A 22,542-nucleotide genomic window follows, 5' to 3' on the forward strand; every position below is an offset into this window, starting at 1 on the left:
ACTAAGCTGGAAGGCAATGAAACTCGTTGAACAGCTCCCCGCACCGGCCGCACGGATCACCACGGGAACAGGCACCGACCCGGACGCGCTGTACATGCGGTTCGTGGAGTGGACGGAAAGCCGGGGGCTGGAGCTTTATGCCGCCCAGGACGAAGCCATCATGGAGCTCGCATCCGGCGCCAACGTCATCCTGGCGACACCCACGGGATCGGGCAAATCCCTCGTGGCCATCGCCGCACATTTCCAGGCCATGGCCCGCGGGGAACGGAGCTACTACACCGCCCCCATCAAGGCACTGGTCTCGGAGAAATTCTTTGCCCTGTGCGACATCTTCGGAGCCGAGAACGTGGGGATGATTACCGGCGATTCGGGTGTGAACCAGGACGCCCCGATCATCTGCTGCACGGCGGAGATCCTCGCCAACATCGCGCTGCGCGAAGGCGCCGCGGCGGAACTCGGCGCGGTCATCATGGATGAGTTCCACTTCTATTCGGATCCCCAGCGCGGCTGGGCGTGGCAGGTCCCGCTGCTGGAACTGCCGCAGGCCCAGTTCCTGCTGATGTCCGCGACCCTCGGCGACGTCAGCCGCTTCGAGGCCGGCATGACCGAACTCACCGGCCGGCCCACCACCACCGTCAGTTCCGCGGAGCGGCCCATCCCGCTGCACTACTACTACCACCAGACCCCCGTGCACGAGACGCTCGAGGAACTGCTGTCCACCAAGCAGGTTCCGGTGTACGTGGTGCACTTCAGCCAGGCCGAAGCCATTGAGCGTGCCCAGACGCTGATGAGCATCAACGTCTGCAGCCGCGAGGAGAAGGACAAGATCGCCGAGCTCATCGCGAAATTCCGCTTCGCCGCCGGCTTCGGCAAGACGCTCAACCGCCTGGTCCGGCACGGGATCGGCGTCCACCACGCCGGCATGCTGCCGAAGTACCGCCGGCTCGTGGAGCAGCTCGCGCAGGCTGGCCTCCTGAAGGTCATCTGCGGCACCGACACCCTGGGGGTGGGGATCAACGTTCCCATCCGGACCGTCCTGCTCACGGCGCTCAGCAAGTACGACGGCGTGCGCACCCGCCTGCTCAATTCCCGCGAATTCCATCAGATCGCCGGAAGGGCCGGCCGCGCCGGCTACGACACCGCGGGCACGGTGGTGGTCCAGGCACCGGACCATGTGGTGGAGAACGCCAAGGCAATGGCCAAGGCCACCGCCAAGTTCGGCGACGACCAGAAAAAGCTGCGCCAGGTGGTCAAGAAGAGGCCGCCGGAAGGATTCGTCTCCTGGGGAGAGCCCACCTACAACCGTCTTGTGGAGTCCGTTCCGGAGCCCCTGACGTCAAGCTTCACGGTGACCCACGCGATGCTCATGAACCTGATGGAACGGCCCGGCGACCCCTTTGCGGCCACCCGGCGCCTGCTCACCGAGAACCATGAACCGCGGCCTTCCCAGCTTCGGCTCATGAAGAAGGCGCTGTCCATCTACCGCGAGCTCCTTGCCGCCGAAGTGGTGGAACGCATCCCGGCCGCCGAGCAGGATTCGGACGGCCGCACGGTGCGGCTCACCGTCCACCTGCAGGCCAACTTTGCCCTGAACCAGCCGCTTTCCCCGTTCGCTTTGGCCGCCCTGGAACTCCTGGACCCGGAGTCGCCGTCGTATGCCCTGGACGTGGTCTCGGTCATCGAAGCGACACTTGAAAAGCCGCGGCAGATCCTCTCCGCCCAGCAGAAGAAGGCCCGCGGCGAAGCCATCGCGGCGATGAAGGCCGACGGCATCGAGTACGAGCAGCGCATGGCCATGCTCGACGAAGTCACCTACCCGCAGCCGCTCGGAGAAATCCTCAGCGAGGCCTTCGAGGTATACCGCAAGGCCGCGCCGTGGGTGGGCGACTTCGAACTTGCCCCGAAGTCGATCATCCGGGACATGTACGAACGGGCCATGAACTTCGGCGAATTCGTCCAGTTCTATGGACTGGCCCGCTCCGAAGGCATCGTGCTGCGCTACCTCGCCGACGGCTTCAAGGCCCTGCGGCAGACGGTTCCGCAGGACGCCCTCCGTGAAGACCTTGAGGACCTCATTGCCTGGCTCGGCGAACTGGTGCGCCAGGTCGATTCGAGCCTGCTGGATGAGTGGGAGGAACTGACATCCGGAGCCGCGCCGACTCCCCATGACGCCCCGCCTCCCCCGCCGCCGTCGCTGACGTCGAACATCCGGGCCTTCCGCGTCATGGTCCGGAACGAGATGTTCCGCCGCGTGGAGCTTTTCGCGGACGAGGACGCCGCCGCGCTGGGCGAGCTCGACGGCGATGCCGGCTGGGATGCGGACCGCTGGGAAGACGTGCTCGATAACTACTTCGACGAACACGACGACATCGGCACCGGCCCCGACGCCCGCGGCCCGGGACTGCTGATGATCACCGAGGGCCCGGAGCTGTGGAAGGTCCGGCAGATCTTTGAAGACCCCGCGGGCAACCACGACTGGGGAATCTCGGCCGAGGTTGATCTTGCCGCCTCGGACGAAACCGGCACCGCCGTGGTCCGGGTGACAGATGTCAACAGGCTCTGACCGCCAGGCCCGTCCGGGGACGACCAAGTAAGCTCGGAACATGAGCGTAATCCGTCCTGCGACCCCAGCCGATGTCCCTGCAATCCTCCAGATGATCCACGAACTGGCCATCTACGAAAAGGAACCGGACGCCGTCCGGAACACCCCGGAAATGCTCACCGAGGTGCTGTTCGGCGATAACCCCCGCGTATTTGCACACATGGCCGAGAACGACGCCGGCGAGGTCCGGGGCTTCGCGCTGTGGTTCCTGAACTACTCGACCTGGGAAGGCGTCCACGGCATCTATCTCGAGGACCTCTACGTCACTCCGGACGCGCGCGGCGAGGGCCACGGAAAGGCGCTCCTGCAGCATCTGGCGGCGACCGCCGTCGAACGCGGTTATGCGCGCGTTGAGTGGAGCGTCCTTGACTGGAACGAGCCCTCCATCAATTTCTACCAGAAGCTGGGGGCGTTCCCGATGGAGGAATGGTCCACTTTCCGGCTCACCGGCCCCGCGCTGGCCGCGTTCGGAACCCGCTCCGAGGCGGGCATCCGTGGCTGAGGCCACGGTGGCCGCGGCAGTCCACACCGTCCGGGCCAGGCACGAGTTCCGGGGCATGCGCACGGCCGAGCATTACTTCACGGTACCCCTGGACCACTTTGCGTCGCCGGACACCGACACCGCCGGGGAGACCATCACGGTGTTCGCCCGGGAGTACGTGTCCGCGGAGCACAGCGAAGCTGCCGCGTCAGCCCTGCCGTGGCTCCTCTACCTGCAGGGCGGCCCCGGTGGGCGCGGCAACCGGTTCACCGCCCTGGGCGGCTGGAGCAAGGCCGCCGCGAAGGATTTCCGGATTCTCATGCTGGACCAGCGGGGCACTGGGCTGTCCTCCCCCGTCGACCGCAACACGCTGCCGGCGCGCGGCGACGCGGCCGCACAGGCGCGCTACCTTCAACACTTCCGGGCCGATTCGATCGTGGCCGACGCCGAGCTGATCCGCCGGGCCCTTGGTTCTGAGCCGTGGAGCATCTACGGTCAGAGCTACGGCGGCTTCTGCGCGCTCACCTATCTGTCGTTCGCACCTGCCGGCCTCAGGGAAGTCCTGATCACCGGCGGCCTGGCACCGCTCAACGGACCCGCTGACAGGGTCTACCGCGAGACATTCAAGCGTGTGGCCGCCCGGAATGCCCAGTACTTCGGCTGGTATCCGGAAGACCGGGAGACGGTGAACCGGATCGCCCGCCACCTCCGCAGCACCGAAGAGTTCCTGCCAGGCGGCGAACGGCTCACGGTGGAAAGGTTCCAGATGGTTGGCTCCTACCTCGGCGGGAACACCCGGGTGGACGGGCTGCACAACCTGCTTGAGGACGCCTTCGTGGAGACAGCCCGCGGCGTGCGTCTGTCCGATGCGTTTCTTGAACAGGTCCGCGCGCTCGTTTCGCGCGCGGCCAACCCCCTCTACGCCTTGATGCACGAATCCATCTACGGCCAAGGCGTGGCGACGGACTGGGCTGCCTGGCGGGTCCTGAGGGAGTTTCCCGAGTTCAGTCCGGAGGCGCCCGAAGTGCTGCTGACCGGCGAAATGGTCTACCCGTGGTACTTCGAACAGGACACGGCGCTTCGCCCGCTAAAGGACGTGGCCGAGCTGCTGGCGGCCAAGGCTGACTGGAAGCCGCTTTATGATCCGGCGCGGCTGGCCGCAAATACGGTCCCGGTTGCCGCCGCGGTCTATCACGATGACATCTACGTGGAGCACGGGCTATCCCTCGAGACCGCCGCGGCGGTGCGGGGACTGCAGGCGTGGGAGTCCGGCGATTTCCACCACGACGGCATTGCCGACGACGGCGAAGCAATCTTCGGCCGCCTCCTGGGCATGGTCCGTTCAGTCCGGCACTGAGCCCTGCCCGGACGTGCGGCGCGGCCCGCACTCCGGGCGGGCCGTTGCCGTCAGTCCGGACGTGCGGCGCGGCCCGCTCTCCGGGCGGGCAGGCCGCCCGCGGCCGGCTGGAGCCGACCGGTCACCAGTACGAAGACCGCGGCGGCCAGGACCGCTGCACCAAGCACGCCGGCGGCCAGGTTGAGGCCCAGGTATCCGGCCCAGCTGAGGACCAGGCCCGACACAGCGCCGCCGGCGGCGCCCGCCGCGCCCATCAGCATGTCCGAGACACCCTGGACCACGACCTTGTCGTCCTGGTCCACGCTTTCCGCCAGGAGGGTTGACCCGGCGATGGTCGCGGCAGACCAGCCCACGCCGAGGAGCACCAGCCCCACGGCGACGGCCCCGGCCGAGCCCTGCCCATAGCCGGCCACCAGAACGGCCGAAACGATGGTGCCGAGGCCCAGGGCGATGGTCTGCAACCTGCCCATCTTGTCCGTCAGCCAGCCCAGCACTGGGGAGAGGGCAAACATTCCTGCGATGTGAAGCGAAATGGTGAAGCCGATGATGACCAGGGCATCGCTTCCGGCTGTGTGGCTGCCGTGGACGCCGCCGGGGCCCGCGACGAGCGCCTGCAGGTGGAGCGGCGTCATGGACATGACCCCCACCATCACGGCGTGGGCGCCGACGACGGCGGCCAGGGCCAGGATGGCGGCGGGTGCATGCCGGACGGCGCGCAGGCCCCTGCCGAGTGAACTGCCGAGCCGCGGAGCGACCGCCGGCGGGCCCGCCGCGACCCCAGCGGGCGGTTCGCCGGACTCGCCGTGCGCTGTGGGTCCGGCTGCCGCTCCGGCTGCCGCAAGCTGCCGGGCGAAGAGGAGCGGGTCGGGGCGGAGCCCGACGAGGAGCAGGGCGGTGGCCAGCAGCAATCCCGCCGCCGAGATGACGAACGGCCCTGCGATGGGCGGCAGCCCCAGGGCCTCGCCCACCACGGCGCCGGGCTGGATCAGGTTGGGCCCGGCGACGGCCCCGATGGTGATGGCCCACACGACGGCGGACAGCGAACGGCCGCGGTGCGCGGCGTCCGCGAGGTCGACGGCGGCGAACCGCGCCTGCAGGTTGGCCGCCGTGCCCACACCGATGCCTGCCGCGCCGGCCGCAAGGAAGACAAAGATCCCGGACACCACGGACACCACGATCAGCAAGGCGCCCGCGAGGGCTGCCGCGAGTCCGGTGGCCAGGCCCACGCGGCGTCCGCGGCGTTCGGCGAGTGAGGCCAGGGGCAGCGCAGCCAGGGCGGCGGCGAGGGTCATCATCGTGGCGACTGAACCGGCCCATGATTCCGAACCCGTCAGGTCGACGGCCAGCAGGGAGCCGATGGAAACGGTCGCGCCGGTGCCGATTGCGCTGAGGAGCTGGGCGGATCCAAGGAGCACCACGGTGCGCCGCTGCACCTGCCGCTGGTCCGGCTCCGCCCGGGAAGTGGTAGCCATCCTCCGAGCATAGACCGCAAGGGCCGCGGCAAACACAGGTTAAAAAGTGGCAACCCCGGCCACAGAGTGACCGGGGCTGCCAGTGAAAGCGGCGAAAGCCGGGCGACTAGTCGACGTCGCTCAGGCTCTTCCGGGCGTCCTCCTCGAGGCGGGCGTCCAGCTTTGCCTTCTGCGCGCCCGAGCTGACCAGGCTGGCGATCACGGCGATGATGATGGTGCCCACGATGACTGCGAGGGAGACGTAGGTGGGGATCTCCGGAGCCCACTCGATGTGGTGCCCGCCGTTGATGAACGGAAGCTCGTTGACGTGCATGGCGTGCAGGACCAGCTTCACGCCGATGAATGCCAGGATGATGGACAGCGCGTGCTTGAGGTACACGAGACGATTCATCAGCCCGCCCAGCAGGAAGTACAGCTGGCGGAGGCCCATCAGCGCGAAGATGTTCGCGGTGAAGACGATGAAGGCACTCTGGGTCAGGCCGAAGATGGCAGGAATCGAGTCAACGGCGAACAGCAGGTCCGTCATGCCGATGGTGACGAAGACGACCAGCATGGGGGTGAAGACCTTCCTGCCGTCCACCGTGGTGCGGAGCTTGCCGCCGTCGAACTTCTCAGACATGGGAATGATCTTGCGGAGCTTCGCGATGATCGCGTTCTCCTTGTCTTCCTCATCCTCGCCCTCATCCTGGGCCTGCTTCCAGGCGGTCCAGAGCAGGAACGCACCGAAGATGTAGAAGACCCAGCTGAACTGCTCGATCACGATGGCACCGAGCATGATGAAGATGCCGCGCAGGATCAGCGCGATGATGATCCCCACCATCAGCACTTCCTGCTGGTACTTACGGGGCACCGAGAAGCGCGCCATGATGATGATGAACACGAAGAGGTTGTCGATGCTCAGGCTGTATTCCGTCACCCAGCCTGCAACGAACTGGCCGCCGTACTCAGCGCCGGCAAACAAGAACATGGCACCGGCGAACACGAGGGCCAGCGCCACATAGAAGGCCACCCAGAGGCCGGCTTCCTTCATGGAGGGTTCATGGGGACGCCGCAGCACGAGAAGCAGATCCATCAGGAGGATGATGCCGAGGGCGACGAACGAGCCGACCTCAAACCAGACGGGAAGTTGCACAGGGATACCTTTCGCAGGGTACAGAAAACCGATGTAAGTCTCTCCGGCGAACCTGTGCACTTGGTGCTGAATTGGCTGCCCGCTACGCCCGGCAAGGCATCTGCGCCCTGCGTGTTGACGTCCGTAGCGCTTGGGATACTCCCCTACGTGACCACAACTTTACCTCAGAGGCGGCCCTGACCGCGCCCACGACGTGCCCGACTGCGTCACACTCAGGCGTGCCCGGCTGCGTGCATCTGGCGGAGTTCCTTTTTCAGCTCGCTCACTTCGTCGCGGAGCCGGGCGGCCAGCTCGAACTGCAGCTCGGCGGCGGCGCCGTGCATCTGCTCCGTCAGCTGTTCGATCAGCCCGACCAGGTCCTCGGCCGGCGCAGCCGCGAGCCCGTCCGCCCGGACAGTCGCCGCACCCTTGGCCGCCGACTTGCCCCGCTTGCCGCCCTTGGCCAGGCGGTTGTTGTTCAGCAGTTCCTGGGTGTCGGCGTCCTCCTTGGCAAGCTGGTCGGTGATGTCGGCAATCTTCTTCCGCAGCGGCTGCGGGTCCACGCCGTTTTCGGTGTTGTAGGCGACCTGGATGGCGCGGCGGCGGTTGGTCTCGTCGATCGCGTGGGCCATGGAGTCCGTGATGCGGTCCGCGTACATGTGGACTTGGCCGGAAACGTTGCGGGCGGCGCGGCCGATGGTCTGGATCAGTGAGGTGGACGAGCGCAGGAAGCCTTCCTTGTCGGCATCCAGGATGCTCACGAGCGACACCTCGGGGAGGTCCAGGCCCTCACGGAGCAGGTTGATGCCTACCAGGACGTCGAACGTTCCCATCCGCAGTTCGCGGAGCAGTTCCACGCGGCGCAGGGTGTCCACGTCCGAGTGCAGGTACTCCACTTTGACGCCGTGCCCCAGGAGGTAGTCGGTGAGGTCCTCCGCCATGCGCTTGGTAAGGGTGGTGACCAGGACACGTTCGTTCTTCTCGGTGCGGGTCCGGATCTCATCCAGGAGGTCGTCGATCTGGCCCTTGGTGGGTTTGACGACCACCTCGGGGTCGATCAGGCCGGTGGGACGGATGATCTGCTGGACGAAGCCGTCCGCCTTGCCGAACTCGTACTTGCCCGGGGTGGCGGACAGGTAGACCGTCTGGCCCACGCGGTCCTGGAACTCATCCCATTTGAGCGGGCGGTTGTCCATCGCCGAGGGCAGCCGGAAGCCATGGTCCACGAGGTTCCGCTTGCGCGACATGTCGCCCTCGTACATGGCGCCGATCTGGGGCACGGTGACGTGGGATTCATCAATCACCAGGAGGAAGTCGTCCGGGAAGTAGTCGATGAGGCAGTGCGGCGCGGTTCCGCGGGCGCGGCCGTCGATGTGCGAGGAATAGTTCTCGATGCCGTTGCAGAAGCCCATCTGCTGCATCATCTCCAGGTCGTACGTGGTGCGCATCCGGAGCCGCTGGGCCTCGACCAGCTTGTTCTGGCCTTCCAGCACCGCGAGCCGCTCGGCCAGTTCGTCTTCGATTCGCTTGATCGCCCGGCTCATCCGTTCCGGACCGGCCACGTAGTGCGAGGCCGGGAAGACGTACATCTCGGTCTCGTCCCGGATTACCTCCCCGGTGAGCGGGTGCAGCGTATAGATGTTCTCAATCTCGTCGCCGAAGAACTCGATCCGGATGGCAAGTTCTTCGTACATCGGAATGATTTCCACGGTGTCGCCGCGGACGCGGAACGTGCCGCGGTGGAAGTCCATGTCGTTGCGGGTGTACTGCATGGAGACGAATTTGCGGAGCAGATCGTCGCGGTTCATCTCCGCCCCCTTGCGGAGGGTCACCATGCCGGCGATGTACTCTTCAGGCGTGCCGAGGCCGTAAATGCAGGAGACAGTGGCCACTACGATCACGTCGCGGCGGGTCAGCAGCGCGTTGGTGGCGGAGTGCCGGAGCCGTTCCACTTCCTCGTTAACGGACGAGTCCTTCTCAATGAAGGTGTCCGTCTGCGCCACGTAGGCCTCGGGCTGGTAGTAGTCGTAATAGGAGACGAAATACTCCACCGCGTTATTCGGGAGCAATTCGCGGAACTCATTGGCCAGCTGCGCGGCGAGCGTCTTGTTCTGCACCATCACCAGGGTGGGACGCTGGACCTGCTCGATCAGCCAGGCGGTGGTGGCGCTCTTTCCGGTACCCGTGGCGCCGAGGAGCACCACGTCCTTCTCGCCGTTCTTGATTCGTTCGGTGAGTTCGGCGATGGCCGCCGGCTGGTCGCCGGCCGGCTTGAAATCGCTGATGACCTCGAAGGGCGCAACGACGCGGTTGATCTCCTGCGCAAGACTCATGTATCTAATCTACCGCCGGCCACCGACAGGACATCCTGATTCAGCTTTGGGCGGTACCCGGTCGGGTGCCGGATCCGGCGCCGGCGGCGCTGCCGGATTCGTACGACGGCGGCTGCCAGCCGCTGATTTTGGCCCACCGCTCCATTCCCGGGTCGGCGACCTCCGTGAACCAGGGTTCCTTGGCGGCGGCGTACCCGGACGTGGTCACGTCCGCCGCATGCAGGGCGGCCAGCCTCCGCTTTTCGGCAAGATACGCAGCCAGCGCCTCCGGCTCCGCGGTCAGCCAGTCACGGAAGCACAGGGCGAAGCTCCACCCCGGCGAGCCGGCAACGCGGACGTGGACGTTCACCGGCCGCCCGGGGTCGGCGTTTCCGTGCAGTCTTTTGGACCAAGCGGCCGGATCCGGCCGTCCTGGCTTGGGGCTGTCCAGCAGAATGCCCGGCCAAACCGGGAAGCCGGCCTGCGCAAGGAGGGGCGCAATCCGGTCCGCGGTGTCCAGGTCCCGGACCGCAAGCTGCAGGTCGATGACGTTCTTCGCGTCCAGTCCGGGCACCGCCGTCGACCCGATGTGGTCAACGGCCAGGATGTCGTCCGGAGCGGCCAGTTTGAGCCGGGCCGACAGCCGGGCTGCCTGGCGGCGCCACCCGGCGTCGTGCTTCGCCAGGACCGGCCCGCCGGACCGGTCGGCAACGCGGGCCTGCTCGATGTTCTGCGCAAACGGCCTGAGCCGCTCTTCCCAGAGCCGGTCCACCGCGTCCCGCAGTTCCTCCGGGGTCCCGGCATTGTCCAGCACCACGTCGGCTGCGGCGAGCCGTACGTCCCGTGGCGCCTGCGCGGTCATCCGGGAGCGGGCCTGGTCCTCCGTCATCCCACGGTCTTCGAGCATCCGCTGCACGCGCGTCCCTTCGGGGGCATCTACCACCACCACGAGGTGGAAGCTGCTTTCCTGGCCGGTCTCGACGAGGAGCGGAATGTCCTGGACCACGACGGCGTCGCCCGGGGCCGCCGCGATCACCGCGGCGGCCTGCTCCCGGACGAGGGGGTGGACGATGCCGTTCAGCTCTTCGCGCGCTGCCGGGTCCCCAAACACGACGGCGCCGAGCCGAGGCCGGTCGAGCCGGCCGCCGGCGTCGAGGATTTCCGGCCCGAAGGCGCGGACGACCGCCGCAAGGCCCGGAGTGCCCGGTTCCACCACGTCACGGGCGATGGCGTCGGCGTCGACCAGTAGGGCCCCCAGCTCCCTGAGGCGAGCGGCCACCATGGACTTCCCCGAGGCGATGCCGCCCGTCAATCCGATCTTCAGCACTCCCCAAGACTAAACTGAACCGGTGGCAGAAGCGTCAGATCCCCAGGAGAGCAGGACATCGGCCTACACCTCACTGGCCGCGGGAACCGTCTTCCGCCATGAGATAGACATCAAGCGGTCCAGGTTCATCACGGTGCTGCGGCGCGCGGACAACGAAGACGACGCGCGGGCACTGGTGGCAGGCCTGCGGCGGGAATTCCACGACGCGCGGCATCACTGCTCCGCCTTCGTCCTGGGCCCGGACCGGGACGTCCAGCGCTCCAGCGACGACGGCGAACCGTCCGGCACCGCCGGGATCCCCATGCTGGAAGCGCTGATCCGGCGCGAAACCGCGCCCGGGGTGACGGACCTCAGTGACGTGAGTGCCGTCGTCGTGCGCTACTTCGGCGGGATCCTGCTGGGGGCCGGCGGGCTCATCCGCGCCTACTCCGAGTCGGTCTCCGCCGCCCTCGAGCTCGCTCCCCTGGTGCAGCGCAGGCGGCTGCGCATCTGCGCCGTCCGGGTGCCGCATGCCGCGGCCGGACGCCTTGAGAACGATCTCCGCAGTGCGGGCTACGTCATGGCCGGAACCGGCTATGAGTCCCAGTCCGCCGTATTGCGGCTCGCCCTGCCTGACGCGCCGGACGCCCTGGCGGAGGCCGCCGATCGGCTGGCGGCCATGACGGCCGGAAGCGCGGGCCTCCAGCCGGAGGGCACGGAATGGATTGACGTTCCCCTGAGCCGCTGACTGGCCGGCCTTTCTGTCGAGCCTGACTGCTGAGCCCATCGCCGGAGCAGGATGCAATCATCAGCTTGCTTATCACTTTCCTGCTTTCTAGGGTTGATGCTGTAAGGCATCACACCAGGAAAGAGGGAGGACGAATGTCAGAACACAACATCGCAGGCAAGAGGGTCGCCTTTGTGCTGACGGACGGCGTGGAGCAGGTCGAACTGACCAGCCCGTGGAATGCAGTCAAGGAAGCCGGCGGCGAACCTGTCCTGGTGGCCCCGAAGAGCGGGAAGCTCCAAGGATTCAAGGGCGTGGACAAGGGCGATACCTTCGACGTCGACCTGACCCTGTCAGAGGCCAACGCTGCCGACTTCCACGCGCTGGTGATCCCCGGCGGCGTCGTCAACGCCGACCACCTCAGGGTGGACAAGGACGCCCAGGCGTTTGCCCGGAGTTTCTTTGAGCAGCACAAGCCGGTGGCCGCCATCTGCCATGGACCCTGGCTCCTCATCGATGCGGGCGTCGTCAAGGGGCGGAACCTCACGTCCTATCACACACTCGCCACGGACCTCCGGAACGCCGGCGCGAACTGGACGGACGAACAGGTGGTGGTGGACCAGGGATTCGTGACAAGCCGGAAGCCGGGTGACCTTGCGGCGTTCAACGACAAACTGCTGGAGGAAATCGCCGAGGGCGAGCACGCGGGCCAGACGGCCTGACCGGGATCCGGCGAAGGCCGGAACTTAACGAAAAGGTGGCCGCCCCCGAGGGGACGGCCACCTTTACGGTGCTACATCAAGCTACCAACTGCCTGGGCCCAGGGAGCGGGCTCCCGGGGCAGCAAGGGCAATTAGTTGCCGGTCAGCTTCTCACGCAGTGCGGCGAGAGCCTCGTCCGAAGCAAGCGTGCCTGCACCGGTCTCGGCTGCAGCCGGCTCCGAGGAGTAGCTGGTGGTGCCGGAATCGCTCTCACCGGACGTTGCAGCTGCAGCGTCGTCGGCAGCGTGCTGGGCAACCTGCTTCTTGTGTGCTTCCCAACGGGTCTGGGCGTCAGCGTACTGCTGCTCCCAGGCTGCGCGCTGGTTCTCGTAGCCTTCAAGCCACTCGTTGGACTCCGGGTCGAAGCCCTCCGGGTACTTGTAGTTGCCCTCTTCGTCGTACTCAGCGGCCATGCCGTAGAGAGCCGGATCGAATTCGGTGCTGTCGGCGTCAACGCCCTCGTTAGCCTGCTTGAGGGAGAGGGAGATGCGGCGGCGCTCGAGGTCGATGTCGATGACCTTGACGAACAGCTCGTCACCAACGGAGACAACCTGCTCAGCAAGCTCAACGTGGCGGACTGCCAGCTCGGAGATGTGAACCAGGCCTTCGATGCCGTCTTCGACGCGTACGAACGCACCGAACGGAACGAGCTTGGTGACCTTACCCGGAACAACTTGGCCGAGGGCGTGGGTGCGGGCGAAGGTCTGCCACGGATCTTCCTGCGTAGCCTTGAGCGACAGGGAAACGCGCTCGCGGTCCAGATCGACCTCGAGAACCTCGACGGTGACTTCCTGGCCAACTTCGACAACCTCGGACGGGTGGTCGATGTGCTTCCAGGACAGCTCGGAAACGTGAACCAGGCCGTCTACGCCGCCCAGGTCCACGAAGGCACCGAAGTTGACGATGGAGGAAACGACGCCGGGACGGACCTGGCCCTTTTCCAGCTTGTTGAGGAACGTGGAGCGGACCTCGGACTGGGTCTGCTCGAGCCATGCACGGCGGGACAGCACAACGTTGTTGCGGTTCTTGTCCAGCTCGATGATCTTGGCTTCGATCTGCTGACCGATGTACGGAGCAAGGTCGCGCACACGGCGCATCTCGACGAGGGATGCGGGCAGGAAGCCGCGCAGACCGATGTCGAGGATAAGACCACCCTTGACAACCTCGATGACGGTACCGGTGACGACACCGTCTTCTTCCTTGACCTTCTCGATGTCGCCCCAGGCGCGCTCGTACTGAGCACGCTTCTTGGAGAGGATCAGGCGGCCTTCTTTGTCTTCCTTGGTGAGCACCAGGGCTTCGACCTGATCGCCGACGGAGACAACGTCCCCGGGATCAACGTCGTGCTTGATGGACAGCTCGCGGGAGGGGATGACACCTTCGGTCTTGTAACCGATGTCGAGCAGAACTTCGTCGCGGTCGACCTTGACGACGGTACCTTCGACGAGATCTCCGTCGTTGAAGTACTTGATGGTGGCGTCGACTGCTGCGAGGAAGTCCTCAGCGGTACCGATGTCGTTAATCGCGACTACGGGGGTACCGGGCTTCTCGGTGGAGGTGATGGTCATGTAGTAGGGGCTCCGTTGTGGATAGTTAGTCGGTCAGGCAAACCATCGCGCCCGCGTCATGGAACGCAGGCGCAAAGCACGGCATATCACGTGATCTGCCGGGTCATCCTGATTTTGTGGATTTTAGATACGTGCACCTAGTACACGCCCGTTCATTCTAGTCGCACTCGCCAACGCCGGTCAAAGCGCCGCGGCTACCTTGGAGGCCTGTGACCTGCCGGAACGCTGTCAGAAATGCGTCAGGCAATGGGGCGCGCGTTCGACGGCGAACATGAGCCGCGCTTCCAGCGCGGCCCCGGGCGCGTGTTCGGTGATCCGGCCGGCGGCCTTCAGGGTCACGGGACAGACGGCACCCAGATAGATGGAGCCGAGGTCCGCGACATCCAGGGACAGGTCCGGTTCCGAGCCCGCCGGAGCCTCCGTGACGTTCGCTTCCCCGCCGCTGACGTCGAGGACGAACGTGCCGCCGGCAAAGCCAAGGGCGTCCCTGACCTCAAGGACGAGTGCCCCGTCCGCGGAGTAGCGCCGTGCGGCCAGGGCCACGGCGGTGTCCAGGATCCGCAGCCAGAGCATGTCCCGGTGGTCCGAGGACTCAATGCACCGCGGGTCCACCAGCGCCCAGGTCAGGGGGTCGTCCACCGGCGCGTCCTGCCAGCGGATCCGATCCACGAGGTCGATGCTGCCGAGGAACTGCCACAGTTCCAGGTAAGCGGCGTCAGTCGCCGCCACGAGGTCCACGATCTCCATGGTGTACGGCTTGGTGTCCCAGCCTGCGAACTTGTACGAGACATAGCCGTCCAAGGTGCCCGCGGCGTCGTAGTGCAGGGCGCATCGGATTGCTTCGTCTTCGCTGCCGTCGCGGCCAACGGCGCCGGAGACGTTCTGCCGGTAGGCGTCCTGCCGGACGATGGACCCCGGGGTGTGCCGGTGCACGCGTTCGAACACTGCTGGGGCCAGTTCGAGCAGCACTTTCCGGTCGGCGCTTTCCACCGAGCCTGCAGGCTGGTGCTTGAGGCTGAACCGCGGCCCGGTGTCCACCTTGATGCTGCGCTCGAACGTTGCCACTCCGTAGCCGAAACGGCCGTAGATAGAGCCTTCCGATGCGGTCAGGGCCGCCATCGCCAAACCATCTGCCTTCGCCGCGGTGAGGTCTTCGGTCATCATGCGGCGCAGGAGGCCCTGGCGACGGTGCGTCCCGCGCACCGTCACCGCCGTCACCATGTGCGTCCGGACCTGACGGCCGTAGCCGACGTTCAGGTCCTTGCGAAGGGTGCCGAACGTGGCAACAGGAACGTTGGCGCCCAGGGAATGCGGTGCAACGTGGCCCGTCTGGTAGACGCCCGTCAGCTCGCGGTCATCCTGCCGGTACATGGCCAGGATCTTGTCGACGAATTCGTCATTCCGGCGGGTGTCGTGGAAGCCGAAACCCACGGCCTGAATCCAGTCGGTCCCCTGGGCGTAGCCGGGTGCGCCCTTGTCCGCCGCCCTGAAGCGCCTGATCTCATACCTGTCTGCCACGTACTGCTCCCCCTTGAACCGAATGAATTGAACCGGATGAACTGAACCCGGTTGAAGGACATGCGCGGGGCGCCCGCTATGGCGCCCCGCGCAGCCTGGATTTCTTAGTGTCCGGCGTCGTACCAGCTCGGGCCGACGCCGATCTGGACGTCCAGCGGCACGCTCAGGTCCGCGGCCGAGCCCATTTGCTCGGTCACGAGCTTCTCCACGGCGTCCCGCTCGCCCTTGGCCACTTCCAGCACCAGTTCGTCATGGACCTGCAGGAGCATGCGCGATTTGAGGCCCTGTGCCGCCAGTTCGGCATGCACGCCCAGCATGGCGCGCTTGATGATGTCCGCCGCCGATCCCTGGATGGGAGAGTTCAGCGCAATGCGTTCCGCGTTCTCGCGCAGCTGCCGGTCGGTGCTGGTGAGGTCCGGGAGGTACCGGCGGCGCCCCTCGATGGTGGCTGTGTAACCGTCGATCCGGGCCTGGTCCACCACGCCGCGGAGGTAGTCACGCACGGCGCCGAACCGGTCGAAGTAGTCCTTCATGAGGGTCCGTGCCTCGTCGACGGAAATCTCCAACTGCTTGGAGAGGCCGAACGAGGTCAGCCCGTAGGCGAGGCCGTAGGACATCGCCTTGACCTTGGAGCGCATGGCACTGGTCACTTGGTCAGTGGGCACATGGAAGATGTTGGAGCCCACGAACCGGTGGAGGTCCTCGCCGTCCTTGTAGGCCTGGATCAGGCCGGCGTCCCCGGAGAGGTGGGCCATGATGCGCATTTCGATCTGCGAGTAGTCCGCGGAAAGCAGGCAGTCATAGCCTTCACTGACCACAAAGATGCCGCGGACGCGCCTGCCTTCCTCGCTGCGGATGGGGATGTTCTGCAGGTTCGGGTTGTTGGACGAGATCCGGCCCGTGGCGGCCACGTTCTGCGCGTAGGTGGTGTGGATCCGGTCGTCTTCGGTGACGGATTTCTTGAGCGACTCCAGCATCTGCCGCAGCTTCGACGACTCGCGGTGCGCCATCAGCTGGACCAGGAATTCATGCCCGGTCTTTTCCAGCAGGTTCTTGAGCGACGCAGCATCGGTGGTGTAACCCGACTTGATTTTCTTGGTCTTGGGCAACTGGAGTTCGTCGAAGAGGACGGTCTGCAGCTGCTTGGGTGAGCCAAGGTTGACCTCGTGGCCGATGGCCGCGAAGGCAAGCTCCTGGGCGTTGTCGATCACCTTGGCGAGGTCCGCCAGCTGCTCGTCCATGCGCGGCATGTCGATGGCGATTCCCGCGAGTTCCATATCCGCGAGAACCAGGCTGACGGGCAGCTCGAGGGTGGCCAGCAGGTCCGCGGCTTCGCGTTCCTTCAGTTCCGATTCGAAGTACCGGCTCAGGGCCTGCACGACGGCGGCCACCCGGACCAGCGCGCCCGCTGCGGCGACGTCGTCGCCGTCGAACGCCAGCTCAAGCTGGCCTGCCTTGGCGGTCTCGGGCGAGATGCTGATGTTGAGGTGGTGCTGGGCCAGCTCGGCGAGCTCGTACGTGCGGCGGTCCGGCTGGATGAGGTACCCGGAGATTGAGGTGTCATCCGCCACCCCTTCCAGGCCGAGGCCGCGGGCGGTCAGGGCTTTCAGGGCGGCCTTGTACCCGTGCATCACCTTCGGTGAACTGCCGTCCCGGAGCCAGTCCGCCAGGACGTTTTCGGCTTCCGCGTCCTGGGTGGCCAGGTCGATGTAAGCGGCGGCGTCGTCGCGGACGATGGCCAGCGCTGCGGCGTCCTCGCCGATGCGTCCCGGAACGAGGTCGACGGCGACGGCGGACCGCTGGCCCGCGCCTGCGGCCAGGAAGGCGCTCAGCTCAGCAGCGTCCGCGGGGGTGATGAAGTCCGGGGCCTCGATGCTCTCGCGCTCCGCGGATTCCACTTCGTCACTGCTGTAGAGGGCAAAGAGCCGGGTGCGGATGGTCTTGAATTCAAGGTCGTCGAACAGCTGCTCCAGGGCGGCTTCGTCCGGCCGCGGTTCCGCGAGTTCGTCCAGCGTCACCGGGAGGTCCAGGTCGGTGTGGAGCCTGTTCAGCCGGCGGTTGCGCTTGACGTCCTCGACGTTTTCGCGGAGGGCGTCCCCCACCTTGCCGCCGATAGCGTCGAGGTGCTCCAGAACCCCCTCCAGCCCGCCGTAGAGGTTGATCCATTTGGCCGCCGTTTTGGGACCGACGCCGGGCACGCCGGGCAGGTTGTCCGCGGACTCCCCCACCAGTGCGGCGAGGTCCGAGTACTGCGGGGGCGTCACAAAGTACTTTTCCTGGATGGCGGCCGTGTCCAAGCGGGGAATGTCGCTGACGCCCTTCCGGGGGTAGAGCACAAACACGTTGTCGGTGATGAGCTGGAAGGCGTCACGGTCTCCGGTCACGAGGAGCACCTCGTAGCCGGCCTTTTCGCCCATGGCGGCGAGTGTGGCCAGGATGTCGTCGGCTTCATAACCCGGCATTTTGATGGTCTTGATGCCCCACGCCTGCATGACCTTGTCGATGAGGTCGATCTGGCCGCTCATCTCCCGGGGTGTTTCGTTCCGTCCGCCCTTGTAGTCGCTGTATTCGGCCTTGCGGTGGGTGGTTTCATCCGAGACATCGAAGGCCACGGCGATGTGGGTGGGCTTCTGTTCCTTGATGAGGTTGATGAGCATGGACGTGAATCCATGGATCGCATTGGTGTGCTGCCCGTTTGCGGTGGAGAACTTGTCCGCCGGCAGGGCGAAGAAGGCCCGGAACGCCATGGAGTGCCCGTCCAGGACCAGGAGGCGCGGCTGGTCCGTGATGGGAATCACGGGGGCCTCGGTTGCCGAGACAGACCGGCTGGCCGGCGACTGGACCGCAACCTCCTGCAGTGTTTCGCTTGCGGACGGGAAAGGGGCCGGTTTGGTAGTTTCACTCACAGGTGCCAGCCTAGTTGCCATGATGGACAATTTCACGCCCGCCCGGTCCCCCGACGAGGCACGGTTCAAGGATGAGCTGGTCGCCGCCGGGATTCCCGATCACCTCCATGATTGGCTCGGCGAGTTCGGCATCGGGGCCCTGGTGGTCAAGATGGGGATCCGCTTCCTGGAAATGAGCCCCGAGCGGACGGTGGCCACAATGCCGGTGGAAGGGAACACCCAGGTGGCAGGAATCCTTCACGGCGGTGCCCATGTGGTGCTCGCGGAAACGCTGGGCTCGTTTGCCGCCGGCATGCACGCCGGCACCGGCCGCCAGGCACTCGGCATCGAGGTCAGCGCGACCCACCACCGGGCCATCGCGGCGGGCACCGTGACCGGGACATGCACGGCCATTCATCTGGGGCGTACGCTCGCCACGCACGAAATCGTCATGACCGACGAACAGGGCCGCCGGCTGTCGACGGCCCGCATCACCAACCTCATCCGGGATATCAGCGCGTAAGCGCCCTGCGGCGGAAACCGCGCCAAGGCAGAGCCCGGCGTCTTCTGAGACGGCGCTTATCCTGAGATGGCGCCGAAACGGTACCGGAGCTCCACGATCCCCCGCCCCTGGGTGCGCGATTCCACCAACTCAAGCGGCGGCGTCGGGCCTTTCAGGGGAAGCAGCCGCTTGCCGTCACCGAGCACCACCGGGATGACCGAGACGATCAGCTCATCCAGGAGCCCGGCGTCGGCGAACTGGGCGGCAAGGTCGCCGCCGCCCACAACCCAGATGTTCTTGCCGGCGGCGTCGCGCCTGAGGTCGTCGATGAATTCGGTGACGTCACCGCGCACGAACGCGATGTCGGCGCCGGACGGAGCAGCGAACTCATGGTGCGTGAAGATCCAGCAGGGCGTGTCCGGGTACGGCCAGTTACCGGGTTCGTGGTCCATGAGCCACTGATAAGTGGTCCCGCCCATGGCTATGCAGCCGATGCCGGACATGAAGGTGTCGTAGCTTTCCTTGCCGCCTTCGAAGCCGTCGAACTGCAGCAGCCACGCAAGATCGTCATCCGCGGTGGCGATGAACCCGTCGAGGGACGATGCAACGTAATACTGGACACTGGACATGGCCCAAGCCTAGCGATTCCGGTTCCGCGTTCACAGGGTTCGCGGACGGTCCTGCCCGGGGCGGGTCAGCCGCTGAAGTACGGGATGATCAGGTAGAGCCCGAACAGCACTGCAAGGCCGCACAGGGCGAAGCACGTGTAGGCCAGCGAGCGGAGCCACGCGGGCGCGGCGGCCCGCTGGTCGCCGGCAATGGCGGTGAGGCGGACGCCGAGTGAATAGAGGACCACTACCGTCACTGCGGACACCAGCGTGGCGCCGCCTACGGTGAGGAGTTCCAACCACTTCATCGCTGTGTATCCTTTGACTCGTTTGCCCTGGCTGACTCGTTTGCCTTGGCGCGTGCCTTGGCGAGGGCCTTCTTCTTCGCGAAACGGACGGCCTGTCCGGCTTCCTCGACTTCCACGGCGTTGTGGTGGCCCACCTGGGACCGGCGGGACACCAGGAACATGTAGAGCACGGCGCCCGTGCCTGCAACGGCGGCGATGACCACGCCCACAACACCGGTCTTGACGAGCAGCGCAGTCAGGGCGCCCACGATGCCGGCGGCGGGCAGGGTGAAGAGCCAGCCGAGCGCGATCTTCCCGACCATGCCCCAGCGGACGGAGGTTCCCCTCCGGCCCATCCCCGACCCGATGACGGACCCAGAGGCCACTTGCGTGGTGGACAGTGCGAAGCCAAGGTGTGAGGAAGCCAGGATGGCGGACGCCGTGCTGCTCTCCGCCGCGAAGCCCTGCGCGGGCTTCACCTCGGTCAGCCCCGCCCCCATCGTGCGGATGATGCGCCAGCCGCCGGCGTACGTGCCGATGGCAATGGCGAACGCACAGGCGGCGATGACCCACAACTGCGGACCCGAACCGGGGGTCTGGGTGCCGGACGCAATGAGGACCAGCGTGATGATGCCCATGGTCTTCTGGGCGTCATTGGTTCCGTGAGCGAGGGCCACGAGGCTGGAAGTGAAGATCTGGCCGGTGCGGAAGCCCCCGCGCTTCTGGGTGAGCTTGCTGCCGGTATCCGGATCATGCCGGGAGGTCAGGGCGTAGGCCAGGCGCGTGCAGACGTAGGCAACGATCCCGGCGATGAGGGGGGCGAAGACTGCCGGAAGAATGACTTTCTGAAGGAGGGTCTCCAGATTCACGGAGTTGAACCCGATGCCCGCGATCGCGGCGCCGATGAGTCCGCCGAAGAGTGCGTGCGACGAACTTGAGGGCAGCCCCTTGAGCCAAGTGACCATGTTCCAGAGAATGGCGCCCATGAGGCCGGCGAAGATGATGTCCGGTGTTATCTGGACGCCGTCGGAGCCTTCGCGGATGATGCCGCCGGAAACCGTCTTGGCCACTTCCGTGGACAGGAACGCACCGACGAGGTTCAGGGTCGCCGCCAAAGCAACTGCAGTCTTCGGCGTGATGGCACCCGTGGCGATGGGCGTGGCCATCGCGTTCGCGGTGTCATGAAAACCGTTCGTGAAGTCGAAAAATAATGCCAGCGCGATGACCAGCGCCACCATGAAGGTGATATCCACCTGTTGCCCAATCTGCAGAGTCGACGTTCAGCAGTTCCACTTCCCCTGCCTGCCTTGCACAGCATAGTTCACCGAAGTTCATGCAGTGGGAGTTGCAAAGCTGCGGAACGGGCTTGAAACCCTATAGATCGTACGCGTCTTGGCCATGAGGTCAAACCTGCACACAGCATGGTTGCGGGGCCACCGGGCGGGATTCGGACAGGGAGCTGTCATTGCGGACCCTGGGCGAAGATCCGGATGGCGTCCAGCTCCTCCGGCGACAGGCCGGTCCGCGGGTCCGGTGACACCAGCAGGGCCCGCGCTCCCAGGATCCGCGCCCAGGCCTGGGCGCGGCCCTCATAGGCGAGCTGGTCGTCCACCCAGATGATCCGCTCAGGGGCGGATATGCTCACGTCGGCCTGGATCGCCTCCAGCTTCCACCACTCCGCGCCGCTTCCCGCGCCGTCTGCGGTGAGAACGGGCCACCGGCTGCCGTTGAGCCCCGTGGCCGGGCACAGGACCGCCGGGGCCAGCTCCTCCCAGCTGGTCAGCCACACGCATCTCAGACCCGGCACCGGCGCCAGCCGGTTCAGGTCCTCCACCAGCTCCCCCGCGTACGCCACCTCGAGCATTCCGGCGTACGCGTACCGCCAGGCGGTGCCCCACGGCGTGCCGCCGGTCGCGCCGAACGGACACACCACGCCGTCCACGTCCAGGTACAATGAGACATTTCCCACGGCGTTCCCTCCGGAAGCCCACACTAAGATTCTGCGGCCCACGCTACGGAACGGGTGTCCGGACCGGCAAGGCCCCGGGGGCCCAGCCTTTTACTTATGCGGCAGGTTCACCCGGCAGGCAGCAATGCGAGCCGCCTCTCCGTTGCGGCGATGTCGCACTGCTGCCGTACGGCAGTCCGCTACTCCTCGTGGTGAACCGTACGCACTCTGGTGACGACCGTTGGGCAAGGCACGCGCGTCAGGACCGCGTGGGCCGTCGAACCGAGCAGGAGCCTGCTGAAGCCGCCCCGTCCCCGGCTGCCGATCACCAACATCCGGGCATCCGCGGCGATCTCAACGAGGGCCTTGGCCGGGTCGGTGTCGCTTTCGAGCCGCTGATGCACCACAAGGTCCGGGTACTTGTCCCCCAGCCCGGCGACGCTTTCGGCCAGAACAACCTTCTCTTCCTCTTCCATGACCTCGGCCACCCTGCTGGCGGGCAATCCCCGCTGGATCCACCTGGCGGGATGCCGGAAGGCCAGGACCGCTGTCAGTTCGTCCCCTTCGCGGTCTGCTTCGGCGGCCGCGAGCGCGACGGCCTGGCTCGACTCCTCAGAGCCGTCCACGCCCACAACGACTCCCCGCCGTTCCGGCCCCGGGACGTGCGGAATGACCGCCACTGGGCTGTCCGAGGCGGTGACAATCTGCAGCGCACGGTCGGTCATGGGCCCGCCGTCGGCCCAGTACCTGTCGTGTGAACCGATGACCAGCATGGAGGCTTCCTTGGACATCTCCTTGAGCGCCAGCCCGGTGCCGCCGTGCCGCAGCTGGATTTCGACGTCGACGCCCGGTTCCTGCTTGGCGGCGTCCTGCTGCACCTGCCGCAGCAGCTGCAGGGCCGATTCCTTGATCAGCTCGTGGTACTGGAATTCCTGCGCTATCCACCGGTCATCCACGGCATGCATGGCGATCACGGGAAGCTTGAGCCGGGCTGCACGATGGAGGGACCACGCCATTGCGGCCTCACTGCCGGCGGACCCGTTGATGCCGACGACGATTGGTTTGTTCATTTCGGAAACCTGCTCTGCTTCATCGCA

At 66.1% G+C, this 22,542-nt stretch carries 18 protein-coding genes; 6 read left to right on the top strand and 12 right to left on the bottom strand.

Annotated features, from left to right (window positions below; genetic code table 11):
• Positions 1-16 precede the first annotated feature (16 nt).
• The 3 genes from J7I89_RS02760 to J7I89_RS02770 are packed head-to-tail and all read left to right on the top strand — an operon-like array spanning position 17 to position 4,440.
• A complete protein-coding gene (locus tag J7I89_RS02760) occupies positions 17-2,563 on the top strand; it encodes an RNA helicase (RefSeq protein ID WP_214967078.1) in 2,547 nt (848 codons plus the stop codon).
• A gap of 40 nt (positions 2,564-2,603) precedes the next feature.
• Entirely contained in the window at positions 2,604-3,104 is a 501-nt protein-coding gene (locus J7I89_RS02765; protein ID WP_214967080.1) for a GNAT family N-acetyltransferase, read from the top strand.
• 55 nt (positions 3,105-3,159) lie between these two features.
• Positions 3,160-4,440 carry an alpha/beta fold hydrolase gene (locus J7I89_RS02770; protein WP_214967167.1) on the top strand — a complete coding sequence of 427 codons (1,281 nt, stop codon included), beginning with the start codon at positions 3,160-3,162 and terminating at the stop codon, positions 4,438-4,440.
• Between the two features lie 50 nt (positions 4,441-4,490).
• Here J7I89_RS02770 and J7I89_RS02775 read toward each other — a convergent pair whose 3' ends face one another.
• The 4 genes from J7I89_RS02775 to coaE form a co-directional block, all read right to left on the bottom strand.
• On the bottom strand, positions 4,491-5,912 hold the full coding sequence (locus J7I89_RS02775) for an MFS transporter (protein WP_214967082.1): 1,422 nt from the start codon (positions 5,910-5,912) through the stop codon (positions 4,491-4,493).
• A gap of 106 nt (positions 5,913-6,018) precedes the next feature.
• Positions 6,019-7,044 carry a TerC family protein gene (locus J7I89_RS02780; RefSeq protein ID WP_214967084.1) on the bottom strand — a complete coding sequence of 342 codons (1,026 nt, stop codon included), beginning with the start codon at positions 7,042-7,044 and terminating at the stop codon, positions 6,019-6,021.
• A 212-nt stretch (positions 7,045-7,256) separates the two neighbouring features.
• Positions 7,257-9,356 (bottom strand): excinuclease ABC subunit UvrB, encoded by a 2,100-nt coding sequence (gene uvrB, locus J7I89_RS02785; protein WP_214967086.1) that lies wholly within the window; start codon positions 9,354-9,356, stop codon positions 7,257-7,259.
• Between the two features lie 40 nt (positions 9,357-9,396).
• The gene (coaE, locus tag J7I89_RS02790; RefSeq protein WP_214967088.1) at positions 9,397-10,662 is read right to left on the bottom strand and encodes a dephospho-CoA kinase; all 1,266 of its coding nucleotides are present in this window, start codon (positions 10,660-10,662) and stop codon (positions 9,397-9,399) included.
• A 22-nt stretch (positions 10,663-10,684) separates the two neighbouring features.
• Here coaE and J7I89_RS02795 point away from each other — a divergent pair, with 22 nt between their 5' ends.
• Together J7I89_RS02795 and J7I89_RS02800 are read left to right on the top strand one after the other, a co-directional pair.
• Entirely contained in the window at positions 10,685-11,389 is a 705-nt protein-coding gene (locus J7I89_RS02795) for a YigZ family protein (RefSeq protein WP_214967090.1), read from the top strand.
• Between the two features lie 134 nt (positions 11,390-11,523).
• A complete protein-coding gene (locus J7I89_RS02800; protein ID WP_214967092.1) occupies positions 11,524-12,090 on the top strand; it encodes a type 1 glutamine amidotransferase domain-containing protein in 567 nt (188 codons plus the stop codon).
• Between the two features lie 131 nt (positions 12,091-12,221).
• Here J7I89_RS02800 and rpsA read toward each other — a convergent pair whose 3' ends face one another.
• The 3 genes from rpsA to polA form a co-directional block, all read right to left on the bottom strand.
• A complete protein-coding gene (gene rpsA / locus J7I89_RS02805; RefSeq protein ID WP_018773018.1) occupies positions 12,222-13,697 on the bottom strand; it encodes a 30S ribosomal protein S1 in 1,476 nt (491 codons plus the stop codon).
• Between the two features lie 228 nt (positions 13,698-13,925).
• Complete coding sequence (locus J7I89_RS02810) at positions 13,926-15,215, bottom strand: GNAT family N-acetyltransferase (protein WP_214967094.1); 1,290 nt, start codon at positions 15,213-15,215, stop codon at positions 13,926-13,928.
• Between the two features lie 104 nt (positions 15,216-15,319).
• A complete protein-coding gene (gene polA, locus J7I89_RS02815; RefSeq protein ID WP_251044851.1) occupies positions 15,320-17,962 on the bottom strand; it encodes a DNA polymerase I in 2,643 nt (880 codons plus the stop codon).
• 178 nt (positions 17,963-18,140) lie between these two features.
• On the opposite strand from polA, the gene J7I89_RS02820 reads away from it, so the two are divergent.
• On the top strand, positions 18,141-18,623 hold the full coding sequence (locus J7I89_RS02820) for a hotdog fold thioesterase (RefSeq protein WP_214967098.1): 483 nt from the start codon (positions 18,141-18,143) through the stop codon (positions 18,621-18,623).
• A 56-nt stretch (positions 18,624-18,679) separates the two neighbouring features.
• Here the strand turns inward: J7I89_RS02820 and J7I89_RS02825 are convergent, their stop codons facing one another.
• The 5 genes from J7I89_RS02825 to J7I89_RS02845 all read right to left on the bottom strand — a co-directional run bounded on the left by J7I89_RS02825 (position 18,680) and on the right by J7I89_RS02845 (position 22,515).
• Positions 18,680-19,231, bottom strand: a complete 552-nt coding sequence (locus J7I89_RS02825; RefSeq protein ID WP_214967100.1) for a dihydrofolate reductase family protein — start codon at positions 19,229-19,231, stop codon at positions 18,680-18,682.
• A 65-nt stretch (positions 19,232-19,296) separates the two neighbouring features.
• Positions 19,297-19,518, bottom strand: a complete 222-nt coding sequence (locus J7I89_RS02830) for a hypothetical protein (RefSeq protein WP_214967101.1) — start codon at positions 19,516-19,518, stop codon at positions 19,297-19,299.
• Positions 19,515-20,750, bottom strand: a complete 1,236-nt coding sequence (locus J7I89_RS02835; RefSeq protein ID WP_214967103.1) for an inorganic phosphate transporter — start codon at positions 20,748-20,750, stop codon at positions 19,515-19,517. Before J7I89_RS02835 ends, J7I89_RS02830 begins: the two co-directional genes overlap by 4 nt.
• A gap of 209 nt (positions 20,751-20,959) precedes the next feature.
• Positions 20,960-21,466, bottom strand: coding sequence for an HAD domain-containing protein (locus J7I89_RS02840; RefSeq protein WP_214967105.1), 507 nt, complete (start codon positions 21,464-21,466; stop codon positions 20,960-20,962).
• A 179-nt stretch (positions 21,467-21,645) separates the two neighbouring features.
• The gene (locus tag J7I89_RS02845; RefSeq protein WP_214967107.1) at positions 21,646-22,515 is read right to left on the bottom strand and encodes a universal stress protein; all 870 of its coding nucleotides are present in this window, start codon (positions 22,513-22,515) and stop codon (positions 21,646-21,648) included.
• Positions 22,516-22,542: the final 27 nt, after the last annotated feature.

The organism is Arthrobacter sp. ISL-5, from assembly GCF_018613835.1.
Taxonomy (GTDB): domain Bacteria; phylum Actinomycetota; class Actinomycetes; order Actinomycetales; family Micrococcaceae; genus Arthrobacter.